This is a genomic window from Enterococcus sp. AZ196, assembly GCF_050498845.1.
Classification (GTDB): domain Bacteria; phylum Bacillota; class Bacilli; order Lactobacillales; family Enterococcaceae; genus Enterococcus_A; species Enterococcus_A murrayae.
Map to the genome: position 1 here is coordinate 527,746 of NZ_JBIPAM010000002.1, position 12,519 is coordinate 540,264.

Consider the following 12,519-nt stretch of genomic DNA (forward strand, 5'->3'; position numbering starts at 1 on the left):
GGGGAAAACATATGAAGAGAAAAACGATCTTTTTTTCGATTTTATTTACACTGGCTCTAATATTAGTGGGCTGCACCAAGGCCTCAACGAATGAAAAGAAAGAAGACACTTTGGTGATCGGCACATTGACCACTCCACATGGAGAAATTTTAGAGCATGTGAAGCCGTTATTGGCAAAAGAAGGGGTCAAATTAGAAATCAAAAACTTCGACGATTATATTCTGCCAAACAAAGCCTTAGCTGATAAGGATATCGACGCAAATTATTTCCAGCATGTCCCGTTCTTTGAACAAGCGATAAAAGAGAATGGCTACGAATTTGCGAATGCCGGGGCTGTCCATGTCGAACCAATGGGACTGTACTCCAAAAAAATCAAATCACTTGATGATTTAAAAAATGGGGCAACGATCATCACCTCAAATTCTGTGTCAGATTGGGGAAGAATTATTACGATTCTCCAAAATGCGGATCTAGTTAAGGTCAAAGAAGGCGTTGCTATCGAAACCGCCAGCTTTGAAGACATCGAAGACAATCCGAAAAACCTTAAGTTCGAACATTCGATCGATCCATCGCTGCTAACGAGTGCTTATAATAATGAAGAAGGCGAGCTAGTTGCGATCAACGCAAATTTTGCCTATCAAGCCAAATTAAACCCGGTGAAAGATGCCCTCTTGTTGGAAGAAGACAATTCCCCATATGGAAATATCATTGCCGTTCGAAAAGAAGATAAAGACGATCCGCGAATAAAAAAATTGATAAAGGTATTGCACAATGAAGATGTACAAAATTGGATATTGGAAAAATGGGACGGCTCCGTAAAGCCAGTGTCAGCTGACCAATAATCTAGCCTCGTTCCCCATATTGACGCGAGGGTATATTCAAACGCAACATCATCAATAGGAAGCACGAATGATAGAGTGAGTGTGCGATTAAAAGTATTCAAAATGAGCAGCTGAAGTCCTCTTTAAGAAGACGTTTCAGCTGTTTTTTCTCGATATTTTTGCAGTATCCATTGAATAAGGCCTTTCTTCCGTTTCACTTTTTTATTTTTCGGAGCGGTCATTGTGGACTCTTCATTCGATAGAGGAGACGGATCTGAAACACTTGATGTAGGATTCTCGCTGTCTTTTGAAGGCAGTGATCGGCCTATGCTGTCAGTTCGATGAATCGGTAAAGCATTCAGGGCGCTATCGGGTCTCGCACCCAAAGCCTGCGGGCAGACTAAGTCAATATATTTTTCATAATTGATTGGTTTGATGGAGCTGGGCACAGGCCTTTCAACTGGTTTTTCTGGCAAAGGCTCGTATTCGACCGGAGCTTCTGGATTGAATTGAATGTATTTTACTGTTTCGACGTATTTAGCAGTCACGACTTCCGCGAAAGTTTTTATCCCGTTTTCTTCTTCAAAAATATCTAAGGTGGTCAGTAATTCCAAGGCTTCATGAACTTCTTCGGGCGTTTTATCAACAGTTGGGCTTTTGATCGTCAGATTATGTTTTTCGCCGACACTGTTTTTAAAGGTGGATACGAGTTTTTTTATTTTTATAGTCTTCATGTTTTTCATCCTTTCTTTTTAGTTTTTCTTTACGATCACTCGGCCTGTATTTCGTTGTTAAATAAATGGATACCAGAAAAGCGGCTGCGGACTTCGTGGATCGCTTTTTCGGCGTATTGACGGACAGGAAAGACGCGGATCGTTAAGTATTTCCATTGTTTAGATACGAAGTACTCCTTAAAGTGAAAGAAATATTTCTTCATGATTTTTGTGACCTTGCGTTGGGTGAATAGATGGTGCACCAAATCCTTTAAAACCAAGTGAAACTCACTATCTCCTAGATTTTTTCGGACTTTTAGAGCGACCAGATACTGTACAGTGGCATCGGAGTCGCCGGAGATTCTGTAATAGGAGACGATCCGTTTTTCCAGTGTAGATTTTTTTAAGCTGAATAACTGTTGATGAGTGAAAGCTTGTTCGTTCATAAATTTTTTCCTCCATGTTCCTTTGAATTTTTGGTTCCGATCGGTGAGGCAAGCATACACCAAATTGAAAAAATCTCGATGACACAAAATAGTTAAAATGGGATCAATTTCGGAGGGTCCGTGTATTTTTGTTTCTAGAAACGTTGATTTTATAGGTTTTCCATTTTTTGAATCTCGAAAAACCTCCGTAAATACACCCTGAAAACAGTAATAGCAGCTTGACAAATTATTTTGATTTGATTTTTCTTGAAAGGATAGATGAAAGCTTGATGTGTAAGTATTTATAAATGAAAAAACGCCTGCTAAAAAGCAGACGAGTAATAATTGATAGTAAAAATAATAGTTGACTTTTTTTGAGAATCACGTATGTCTTTTTCAAATTTTTAATGATGGGAACTAAAGGCTTTCTTTAATTAGTTTGCATTGCTACCGAATTTAGATCAATTTGTTTATTCTTCGAAAACAACATAAAAATCTTCGAAAACAAAATATTATGTTGACATCGGTAATTTGTCATTGTACACTTCTAAGTGTAGAGACCAATATAATTTTTTTGAAAGCGTTTTTGTCGATATCTTTTTGTTTAAAACTACAATATTGGAGGAAAATATGGAGAACAACGTTAAACCAAATACTGGAGCACGTTTGGATCGTTTACCGACAAGCGGCGTTCAGTGGAGATTGTTTGGAATGGTAGCTTTTGGATTGTTGGTTAGTTGGAGTAATGCGATTGGCGGGTTAGTTTTAGCGCAACTGGCCGAAATTGGGTGGACAAACAATAATATCAGTGCTGTATTTTCTTCACTAACTACAGCGGGAATGTTCTTTGGAGCTTTTATTGGCGGCATTATCGGAGATAAAATTGGACGAAGAAATAGCTATATGTTGTTTGTAGCAATCCATGTTGTTTCGATGGTTGTAGGGGCATTTTCGCCTAACATGACCTTTTTGATCGTTTGTCGAGTGGTTATGGGATTTGCTCTGGGGGCCCTATTAGTTACATTATTTGCGGGTTTTACCGAATATGTTCCTTCCAGGAATCGAGGGACTTGGTCAGCAAGAGCTTCTTTTATCGGAAACTGGTCTTATCCAATTTGTTCAACGATCGCAATGTTTATAACACCGGCAATTGCACCAGAGTTGAATTGGAGAGTACAGTTTTTAATTCCAGCAGCATTGTCGACAATCTTACTTCTGATCATTTTTCGAAAATTCCCTGAATCACCGCGTTGGTTGGAATCACAAGGAAGATATGCAGAAGCGAATGAGATTATGACTAATATTGAAAAGCAAGTAGAAAAGTCTACAGGTAAGGCTTTGCCTCCAATCGAAATAGAGGAAGCTGAAACAAAGAAAAAGGAAGTACAAATTTCTTATTCTCAGTTGTTCAAAGGGGAACTATTAAAACGTGTAATTTTAGGCTCCTTTGTTTTGATTGCAATGAACGTGGTTCAATATACATTGATTAATTGGCTGCCGACAATTTTTTTAACGCAAGGAATCGATTTAAAAGATTCTGTTGTCTTGAATACGATGAGCATGTTTGGTGCTCCAATTGGGATTTTTATTGCCACATTTATTATTGATAGAGTACCTAGAAAAATTATGGGTTCAGGGTTATTGATACTAATCGCTATCCTAGGCTACATTTATTCGCTTCAATCAAGTATAACTATGATTTCGATTCTGGGTTTCTTTTTGATTACGTTTGTCTATATGTATGTATGTTATGCATCTGCTGTTTACGTTCCAGAAATCTGGCCAACAGCTGCTAAATTACGAGGTTCAGGATTAGCTAATGCAGTAGGTCGTGTTAGTGGGATTGCGGCACCTTACGCCGTTGCTTATCTATTAAGTAATGCTGGAGTAACCGGTGTGTTTACTTTATTAGGCGCCGTCTCTTTGATTACAGCAGTGATTATTCTGGTTTTAGGAATTGAAACGCGAAGTGCTTCTGTAGAAGATATTGGTGATGTTTTACCAGAAACTGAAAAATAATTTTTCATTATTTTTAGTGATAAATATAAACAATCGGAGGTAAGAAAATGAAAGCTTTAGCAAGATACGGAAAAGAATTTGGCGGATACCGGATGATTGATGTACCCGTTCCTGAAGTAGGAGAAGAGGATATTTTAGTAAAAATCCGTGCTGCAGCAATTTGTGGAGCTGATATGAAACATTTTCGTGTAGAAAATGGATCGGACGAATTTAATTCAATTCGAGGACACGAATTTGCCGGAGATATTGTCAAAGTAGGTTCAAAGGTAAAAGACTGGCATGTAGGCCAAAGAATCGTGTCTGATAATTCGGGTCATGTTTGTGGAACGTGTCCTTCTTGTGAAAAAGGAGACTTTTTAACCTGCCCGGAAAAAGTGAATTTAGGATTGGATAATAATCGCTGGGGTGGTGGATTTACTAAATATTGCTTGATTCCAGGGGAAATTTTACGGATACACAAACATGCAATTTGGGAAATTCCAGAAAATCTTGACTACGAGGATGCTTGTGTTTTAGATCCAATTAGTAATGCGTATAAAGCAATTGCTCAGCGATCTAGTCTATTGCCAGGCCAAGATGTCGTTGTGATGGGGACAGGTCCATTAGGTCTATTTTCTGTTCAGATTGCTCGTATCATGGGCGCAGTCAATATTGTGATGGTTGGTCTTGAAGAGGACACGAAGACACGTTTCCCTGTTGCGAAGGAGTTAGGAGCGACACATGTAGTAAATGGATCGAAAGAGGATGTAGTGGCTCGGTGCCAAGAAATTTGTGGAAAAGAAAACTTAGGGTTGGTCGTAGAATGTTCTGGGGCAAATATTGCGTTAAAACAAGCTATCGACATGTTAAGACCAAATGGAGAGGTAGTACGCGTAGGAATGGGCTTCCAGCCGTTTAATTATCCAATCAATGACATTACTACTTGGGCAATTAGCATTATTGGTCATATGGCCTATGACTCAACCACTTGGCGCAATGCTATCCGTCTATTAGAAAATGGAGATGTTCGTGTTCAGCCGATGATTACCCACAGATTGGGACTTTCTGAATGGGAAAAAGGGTTTGATTTAATGGCCAAAAAAGAAGCGATTAAAGTCATTTTTACTTATGATTTTGATGACGAAGACTAGTATTTATTGAAGGAGAGAGAATATGTTAGCAAATATTAAATATTGGGAAGAAACTGCTCAGAAAAATGGATTCGCGATTCCACACTTTAATGTATGGAATGCAGAAATGTTGATGGGGGTTATAGATGCTGCCGAAGAAACAAAAGCCCCTATTATTATTTCATTTGGAACCGGATTTATCGGGAATACTATTTTTGAAGAATTCGCTCCTATGATGGTATCCATGGCGAAAAATGCCTCTGTACCAGTAATTACTCACTGGGATCATGGACGCAGTTTAGAAATTGTTCAAAATGCTTATAACTATGGTATGAACTCAGTTATGCGTGATGCATCAGCTTCGCCATTTGAAGAGAATATTCGTTTGACGAAAGAGGTTGTTGATTTTTTCCATCCATTAGGAGTTCCGGTAGAGGCAGAACTTGGCCATGTTGGAAATGAAACAGTTTATGAAGAAGCACTATCAGCTTATCAGTATACTGATCCAGATCAAGCATCGGAATTTGTCCTTCGAACAGGCTGTGATTCATTGGCTGTTGCGATCGGGAATGTACATGGTGAGTATTCTTCAGAACCAAAGATTGCCTTTGATGTTTTGGAAAAAGTACGTCACGCAGTGGATATTCCAATCGTGCTGCACGGGGCTTCTTGTATCCCTGATAAAGATGTAAAAACAGCTATTTCATTGGGGATTTCAAAAATCAATATCCATACAGAATTATGTTTGGCTGCTATGGATGCTGTTCGAGAGAAGCAAGACAATTCCTTCTTGGAGTTGGAAAGAGCAGTTCGCCAAGCGGTGAAGCAACGCGCAACAGAGAAAATCATGCTATTTGGTACCGATGGTAAAATGAATAAGTAATTAGAGTCTGTAGTTTAGAAAAAACTAAACTACAGATTTTTTGAATAATGGAGCAAATGAAACGCAGAAAAATATTGGAAATCAAAAGTAAAAATCTTTATATTACTATATTGATATGATAGACTTATTTACGGAGGTGGGAAAGTGGCATCAAAAGATAGAATTTCATTAATAAAGCAGCTTCTAATTAACGAAAAAAAAGTTTCAGTAGCAAGTCTTAGTGAACAATTTTCAGTTACTGAAGAAACTATTAGGCGTGATTTAGATAAATTGGAAGCGGAAGGTATTTTGACGCGAACCTATGGAGGTGCGGTATTAAATTCAGAAGAGACGGTTTCAAACATTCCTTTTTACAAACGCGCAGAACACAATGTCGAAGCAAAACAAGCCATTGCTTTTAAAGTGAGAGAGGTTCTTGAATCTGTACACACTATTGCTGCGGACGCTAGCTCAACAGTTATGGAGACCTTGAAGCTTCTGAAAGATCGAGAAGACATGACTATTGTGACGAACTCTTCGGAGGCACTGAGAGAGTTGATGGTCTCTGAAGTCAATGTTCTGTCTACAGGCGGTATATTAAATAAGCGCACTCTTTCGATGCAAGGGGATCTGACTGAACGGGCTATTGAAAATTACAATGTTGAAATGGCTGTTATCAGTTGCAAGGGAATTGATAAGCAGGTTGGAGCAACCGACACCAATGAAGTAGAAGCTCGTATAAAAAAGATCATGATTGCTCAAGCCTCTGAGGTAATGTTGTTGATAGATAGTGAAAAATTCTGTAAAAAGGGTTTTGTTCATTTATCAAATATTGATCAAATCAATCATGTAGTAACAGATAAAAAGCCTAGTGATGATTGGATCGACTTTTTTACGAAGAATAACATTCAATTACACTATTAAAGAGATTTCTTGTTTTCTGCCCGTATAGGAGGAAATACTATCAAAAATGTGGTTATCGGTAATCTATATGAAATACAACCCAAAGGTTTTAACCGATCGGTTTTGGTGGGCACCCCGTCAATAGGACAATGAAATATTTAAAGAGTTTATGAGCTGCTTTTCGGTTAGCGAAAGGCAGCTTTTTTCTATTTGAAGAAGCGTCTAAACAATCATTAAGCTGCTTCGTAGTATTGGTTGTGGTATTCCATCGGTGTTAAGATGTGCAGTTTTCGTTGATAGCGACCATTGTTATAGTAGTCGATATAAGAATCGATCATTGTCATCAATTCGTCGCGACTGATAAATTTTCTGCCGTAATACTGTTCGCGTTTGAGAATCCCCCAAAAGCCTTCCATTGGTCCGTTATCAATACATTTTCCTACTCGAGACATGCTTTGCGTCATTTCTGCTTTAACGATTTTCTTGTAAAAATTCACATGGGTATATTGAAAGCCGCGATCACTATGAAAGAGCGGATGAGCGTCTGGTTCAAGGGCAACTGCTTGATCGAAGGTATCAAAAACAAGGTTCAAGTCATTCGTATCCCGAATCACGTAAGAGACGATACGACGATCATACAAATCTAAAATGGCGCTTAGATAAAGTTTCTTCACTTCAGGTCCCACATAATATTTGAACTCCGTGACATCGGTCAGCCATTTTTGATTCGGCGCTTCAGCAGTAAACTTCCGATCTAGGATATTCTCGGCAACATGATAGGGTTGGTTCGCACGTTTCGTGATACTGTTGGCTGAATGTTTAATCGTTGACTGAATGCCTTCGTGTCGGCAGATCCGCAAGACGCGTTTGTCATTTACATGGATATCATGTTCTCGATTCAGTGTATTATTTATACTGCGATAGCCTTTTTCTGGATGGTCGTCATGAATCGTTCGGATTACTTTGGCTAATTCCATATTTTCCACTGTTCGTTCGCTATACGGATGTTTGATCCAACGAAGATAAGCAGAACGGGTAACCTGTAAAAGTTTACACATTGGGAGAATGGCATAGCCTTTTTCCTCGTGAAGCTCTTTGATTGCTTCGTAAGACACGATTTTTCGGACTTGTCCTAGTGATCCCTCCTTTCTAATTCCCTGACTTTTTTTAATAAATCAATCTCCATCTGTTGGTCCTTTACTTGTTCTTCCAGTTGGGCGATTTTGATCTGCGCTTCTTCTTCAGGCGTTCGGCTAACTTGCTTGGCTTTGCGTCGCCCTCGCCGATCTTCTAAACCAGCTTTGCCTTTTTCTTCATATCGTTTGACCCATTGGTATAAATTGGCATAGTTCACTTGGTACTTAACAGCTGTCCCGCTATAATCATACTCATTGGCAATACAATAGAGGACCATTTCGATTCGTTCATCTAGACTGAATTTTTTTGTTTGTCTCACTTTACTTCCACCACTTTCTGATTTGAAGTCTCCATGAGTATTATATATCCTAATCCAGTCTCGAAGTTGCCTTTCACTTCTTAAACCATATTTTTGAGCAACTTGATCAAGGCCTCTGTTACCATCTAAGTAATCCCGAACAGCTGTCAATTTTAGATCTTTAGAATAATGCTTATTTTTCTTGGTAGCGAGCAATCCAGTTGGTCCTTCATTTTCATAGAGAATACACCACCTGCGAATCGTTCTAATGCTTACTTGAGCTTTCTGAGCAGCTTGGCTTCTACTAATCTCTCCATTTAAACACTGTTCAACAATAGCCACTCGTTCTACTGGAGTCCCTGACATCTTTCTTTTTCCCATACTAAAAACCCCTAACTAAGATTTAATTGTTTCTTTGTCCTAGTTAGGGGTAGCATATCATTTTAGGACAATGCAAAAAAATCGAAAAGAATCAAATTTGGTTTGATATTAAAAGGTCAGAATTATGTGACAGAGATTCCGTGGAACAATGTAATAGAACGATAATTGTTGATTTTTTAGATATAAAATGTGAACTAAGACAAGAATATTTCTTTAGTTGATTTAAAGCATTCTAACGATAGAGTAACGTCGTTAGAATGCTTTTTTTGATGAAAATAAAATAATACAAATGATTTTTTCTTTGAAACAAAGAAAAAATATTTGAAATGTTGACTTTTTGTTTTGTTTGAAGTAAGATATAGAAAAGATATTGAAAGCGCAAACAAAAAATTGGAGGTTCTCTATGAATGGCAAAAAAGTAGGAGAAAGATTGGATAACTTGCCGATATCTAAATGGCATTGGCAAATCTTTCTGTTAATTGGCTTCGGTTTACAAATCAATGGTTTTCTGAACTCATCAGGCAGTTCGATATTGGCAGACTTAGTTGATCGTGGTTGGTCAAATAATTACTTTAATGCAATGTTTTCATCAGCTATGATGGCTGGCTTTTTCTTGGGCTCATTAATTGGTGGAACATTGGGAGACAAGATCGGCAGGAAAAAAGCTTATCAGTTGAGTATTCTTTGTTTTGCAATATTTTCTTTATTAGCAGCAGCATCTTTTAATATGTGGTTTTTGATATTTTGTCGAGGAGCGATGGGAATAGGGATGGGATCCGGGATAGTTATAGGCTATGCGTCATTTACTGAATTTTTTCCAGCTAAAGTTAGAGGGAAATGGTCAGCACGACTGTCTTTCATCGGTAACTGCTCCCCATTGATTGCAGCTTTAGTCAGTTATTTAGTAATTCCGAATTTTGGCTGGCGCTGGGTTTTTATTATTGGTGGATCAGCCTCATTACTTATCTTATTACTTGTAAGCGTTTATTTGGATGAGTCACCACGTTGGTGTGTTGAAAATAATCGAAAAGAACAGGGAGAAGAGATTTTAAATAAAGCAATTAGCAGAATCGAAAAGGAAAAAAATATTTCATTGCAGTTTGAAGAAACCTTAGAGGAGTCATCAGAAATTAAGCAGCGAGAAGTTTCATTTAAAGCTTTTTTTAAAGGAACTCTTGGCATTAGAACAATCGTTGCCTCAACTGTTCTGATAGCCATGAACATTTCTTTATATACGATTACTGTTTGGATTCCAACGATTTTTGTAAATAGCGGTATCAATATTTCTAAATCGTTATTGATGACTACATTGATAATGGCGGGAGCACCTTTAGGAGTGTTTGTATCCACCTTGATCATCGATAAATTTCCAAGAAAATGGTTTGGAGTCACTTTAATTACACTGATCTCAATCCTAGGCTATGTATACTCAATACAGACAGATGAAAATCGAATCATTATTATTGGTACGATTTTAGTTTTTGTTTTATACATTTTTAATAGTTTTTCATCAGCGGTGTATGCACCAGAGGTTTGGCCGACAAAAGTGAAGATGCGAGGTTCTGGTATTTCTAATTCTATTGGCCGAATCGTTGCAATATGTGTTCCTTATGCGATTGCTTGGCTGTTAACAAATTATGGTGTTCAAGCAGTATTTATTGCTTTAGGACTTGCTTTAGGTCTATGTGCATTAATTCTTGCAAGATTCGGTATTGAAACGAGAAAAAAATCGATTGAAGAAATTGAAAGTATCACTGTGAAAAGCGTAAAAAAGCAGCAACTGGCAATGGCCGAAATAATTAAATCAAAGGAGAATCATTTATGAAGAACACCGTAGCAATTTTAGAAAAACCTGGAAAGATGGTCATCAAAGATACAGCCATACCAGAACCGAAAGAACATGAAGTTTTAATAAAAGTCGGTGATGTTGGAATTTGTGGTTCTGATGTCCATGGTTTTCAGCATGGACCATATATCCCGCCGAAAGATCCTAACCAAACAATAGGGTTGGGACACGAAGTTGCAGGTGTTGTTGAAAAAGTAGGAAATGGAGTAACCAATTTTAAAATTGGGGATCGTGTATGTATTGAACCAGGAGTTCCTTGCTATAAATGTGAATTCTGTATGGAAGGACATTACAACGTTTGCCCAGATGTTGACTTTATGGCGACACAGCCTAATTATAAAGGAGCATTAACCAATTACTTAGCTCATCCAGCGGATATGACCTATCACTTGCCAGATAATATGACAATCGTTGAAGGGGCATTAGTAGAACCAGCAGCAGTTGGTATTCATGCCACAGAAATGGCTGGTGAACTTTTAGGAAAGAAAGTAGTGATTCTAGGATCTGGGTGTATTGGTCTAATGACTGTTCAATCAGCTAAATTGATGGGAGCTTCTGAAATTGTAGTTATCGATGTCTTGCAAAATCGTCTAGACAAGGCTAAAGAACTAGGAGCGACTGCCATTTTTGATGGTCGTGATGAGCAGTTGATTGAGAAGGTCAAAGAAATTGTTGGCAAATACGGTGCAGATGTTGTTTTCGAAACAGCTGGAGCAATTCCAACAGCTAAAATGGCATTGCAATTAGTGAAGCGACGCGGAAAAGTTATGATCGTAGGAACGATTCCTGGAGATACGCCAATTGATTTCCTCAAAATTAATCGAGAGGTGTCAATACAGACAGTTTTTCGTTACGCAAATGATTACCCAAAAACGATTAGCATGATTTCCAAAGGAGATTTTGATGTGCTTTCAATGGCAGATAAGTACTTCGACTATGAAAATACTCAAGAAGCCTTCGAATTTTCTGTAAATAATAAAAGTGACTTGATCAAAGGTGTAATTCGAGTAGCGAAACTGGATTAGAGGATGATGAAATGAAAAAAGTAGATGTGATTTGTATCGGAGCAGCTATAGTTGATATCCCGCTCTACCCAGTAGGTGAATTCATTTTCGAGCATGTGTCCTACCCGTTGGATGATATTTCAATGAAAATTGGCGGCGATGCAATCAATGAAGCGACTATCATTACCCGTTTAGGACATAAAGTATCCTTAATGAGTGTTGTGGGTTCAGATGGAGCGGGGATGTTTATTCGGGAGTTTGCTGAAAAAAATGGCATTCTCACAGATAACCTGAAGGTTGATGAGAAAATGACAACCTCGTTGAATATTGGGATGGTCCGTGAAGATGGCGAACGGACTTTTATCACTAATAGAAATGGTAGCTTATGGAAAATGGGACTTGATTCGATCAGTCTGAAAGAAATAAAGGATGCTAAAATTTTATCTTTAGCAAGTATTTTTAATAACCCATTGCTAAACAACGATGCTTTAGTCAGTATCTTTCAAAAAGCTAAGGAAGAGAATATGCTGATTTGTGCTGATATGGTGAAGAGTCGTTTAGGCGAAACGTTAGAGGATATAAAAGAAGCGCTGTCCTATGTTGACTATTTTTTCCCAAATTATGAAGAAGCTGCAGATTTAACAGGTAAAGAGGATTTGAAGGAAATTGCTGATATATTTTTGGCACTTGGTGTGAAGAATGTATTGATAAAGATTGGTAAACAAGGGTGTTTCATTAAAAATGCTGACGTAGAGAAAATTGTGCCGGCTTTTAAGAAAGATTCCTCAGTTAAGATTGATACGATCGGGGCTGGAGATAATTTTGTCTCAGGATTTATTTCTGAATTATTGAATGGAAAAGGCTTTGAGGAATGTGCTTATTTTGGAAATGCAACAGCAGCCGTTTCGATCGAATCTCTTGGCGCGACGACAGGCGTGAAAAGTCGTCGACAAGTTGAAGAAATGATCAACAACTACAAATAATAAAGGTGGAGAAAGACT

The 12,519-nt window shown here is 38.1% G+C and carries 12 protein-coding genes; 8 read left to right on the forward strand and 4 right to left on the reverse strand.

From position 1 onward, the window contains the following. Positions 1–11 precede the first annotated feature (11 nt). Positions 12–842, forward strand: coding sequence for a MetQ/NlpA family ABC transporter substrate-binding protein (locus IGI67_RS20225; protein WP_429959041.1), 831 nt, complete (start codon positions 12–14; stop codon positions 840–842). A 122-nt stretch (positions 843–964) separates the two neighbouring features. Here IGI67_RS20225 and IGI67_RS20230 read toward each other — a convergent pair whose 3' ends face one another. Together IGI67_RS20230 and IGI67_RS20235 are read right to left on the reverse strand one after the other, a co-directional pair. Beyond that, on the reverse strand, positions 965–1,555 hold the full coding sequence (locus IGI67_RS20230; protein ID WP_429959042.1) for a DUF2922 domain-containing protein: 591 nt from the start codon (positions 1,553–1,555) through the stop codon (positions 965–967). 35 nt (positions 1,556–1,590) lie between these two features. Next, the gene (locus IGI67_RS20235; RefSeq protein WP_429959043.1) at positions 1,591–1,980 is read right to left on the reverse strand and encodes a hypothetical protein; all 390 of its coding nucleotides are present in this window, start codon (positions 1,978–1,980) and stop codon (positions 1,591–1,593) included. Positions 1,981–2,589: 609 nt separating this feature from the next. Here IGI67_RS20235 and IGI67_RS20240 point away from each other — a divergent pair. From IGI67_RS20240 to IGI67_RS20255, 4 genes are all read left to right on the forward strand, one after another. Then, positions 2,590–3,978 carry an MFS transporter gene (locus IGI67_RS20240; RefSeq protein WP_429959044.1) on the forward strand — a complete coding sequence of 463 codons (1,389 nt, stop codon included), beginning with the start codon at positions 2,590–2,592 and terminating at the stop codon, positions 3,976–3,978. Positions 3,979–4,025: 47 nt separating this feature from the next. Continuing rightward, complete coding sequence (locus tag IGI67_RS20245; RefSeq protein ID WP_429959045.1) at positions 4,026–5,108, forward strand: zinc-binding dehydrogenase; 1,083 nt, start codon at positions 4,026–4,028, stop codon at positions 5,106–5,108. Between the two features lie 22 nt (positions 5,109–5,130). After that, complete coding sequence (locus IGI67_RS20250; RefSeq protein ID WP_429959046.1) at positions 5,131–5,970, forward strand: class II fructose-bisphosphate aldolase; 840 nt, start codon at positions 5,131–5,133, stop codon at positions 5,968–5,970. A 144-nt stretch (positions 5,971–6,114) separates the two neighbouring features. Then, the gene (locus IGI67_RS20255) at positions 6,115–6,873 is read left to right on the forward strand and encodes a DeoR/GlpR family DNA-binding transcription regulator (protein ID WP_429959047.1); all 759 of its coding nucleotides are present in this window, start codon (positions 6,115–6,117) and stop codon (positions 6,871–6,873) included. Between the two features lie 212 nt (positions 6,874–7,085). On the opposite strand, the gene IGI67_RS20260 is transcribed toward IGI67_RS20255, so the two are convergent. Then, positions 7,086–7,967 (reverse strand): IS3 family transposase, encoded by an 882-nt coding sequence (locus IGI67_RS20260; protein WP_429956747.1) that lies wholly within the window; start codon positions 7,965–7,967, stop codon positions 7,086–7,088. 17 nt (positions 7,968–7,984) lie between these two features. Then, a complete protein-coding gene (locus IGI67_RS20265; protein WP_429956748.1) occupies positions 7,985–8,668 on the reverse strand; it encodes a transposase in 684 nt (227 codons plus the stop codon). 403 nt (positions 8,669–9,071) lie between these two features. Here IGI67_RS20265 and IGI67_RS20270 point away from each other — a divergent pair, with 403 nt between their 5' ends. From IGI67_RS20270 to IGI67_RS20280, 3 genes are read left to right on the forward strand one after another with little or no spacing between them, the layout of a single operon-like run. After that, positions 9,072–10,493 (forward strand): MFS transporter, encoded by a 1,422-nt coding sequence (locus tag IGI67_RS20270; RefSeq protein ID WP_429959048.1) that lies wholly within the window; start codon positions 9,072–9,074, stop codon positions 10,491–10,493. Beyond that, positions 10,490–11,539: an NAD(P)-dependent alcohol dehydrogenase gene (locus tag IGI67_RS20275; protein WP_429959049.1), complete on the forward strand. Its 1,050-nt coding sequence runs from the start codon at positions 10,490–10,492 to the stop codon at positions 11,537–11,539. Before IGI67_RS20270 ends, IGI67_RS20275 begins: the two co-directional genes overlap by 4 nt. A gap of 11 nt (positions 11,540–11,550) precedes the next feature. Then, on the forward strand, positions 11,551–12,501 hold the full coding sequence (locus tag IGI67_RS20280) for a carbohydrate kinase family protein (protein WP_429959050.1): 951 nt from the start codon (positions 11,551–11,553) through the stop codon (positions 12,499–12,501). The last annotated feature ends 18 nt before the right edge of the window (positions 12,502–12,519 follow it).

Coding starts and splice junctions, on each gene's coding strand:
- IGI67_RS20225 (WP_429959041.1), top strand. CDS start 12: ATGAAGAGAAAAACGATCTTTTTTTCGATTTTATTTACACTGGCTCTA.
- IGI67_RS20230 (WP_429959042.1), bottom strand. CDS start 1,555: ATGAAGACTATAAAAATAAAAAAACTCGTATCCACCTTTAAAAACAGT.
- IGI67_RS20235 (WP_429959043.1), bottom strand. CDS start 1,980: ATGAACGAACAAGCTTTCACTCATCAACAGTTATTCAGCTTAAAAAAA.
- IGI67_RS20240 (WP_429959044.1), top strand. CDS start 2,590: ATGGAGAACAACGTTAAACCAAATACTGGAGCACGTTTGGATCGTTTA.
- IGI67_RS20245 (WP_429959045.1), top strand. CDS start 4,026: ATGAAAGCTTTAGCAAGATACGGAAAAGAATTTGGCGGATACCGGATG.
- IGI67_RS20250 (WP_429959046.1), top strand. CDS start 5,131: ATGTTAGCAAATATTAAATATTGGGAAGAAACTGCTCAGAAAAATGGA.
- IGI67_RS20265 (WP_429956748.1), bottom strand. CDS start 8,668: ATGGGAAAAAGAAAGATGTCAGGGACTCCAGTAGAACGAGTGGCTATT.
- IGI67_RS20270 (WP_429959048.1), top strand. CDS start 9,072: ATGAATGGCAAAAAAGTAGGAGAAAGATTGGATAACTTGCCGATATCT.
- IGI67_RS20275 (WP_429959049.1), top strand. CDS start 10,490: ATGAAGAACACCGTAGCAATTTTAGAAAAACCTGGAAAGATGGTCATC.
- IGI67_RS20280 (WP_429959050.1), top strand. CDS start 11,551: ATGAAAAAAGTAGATGTGATTTGTATCGGAGCAGCTATAGTTGATATC.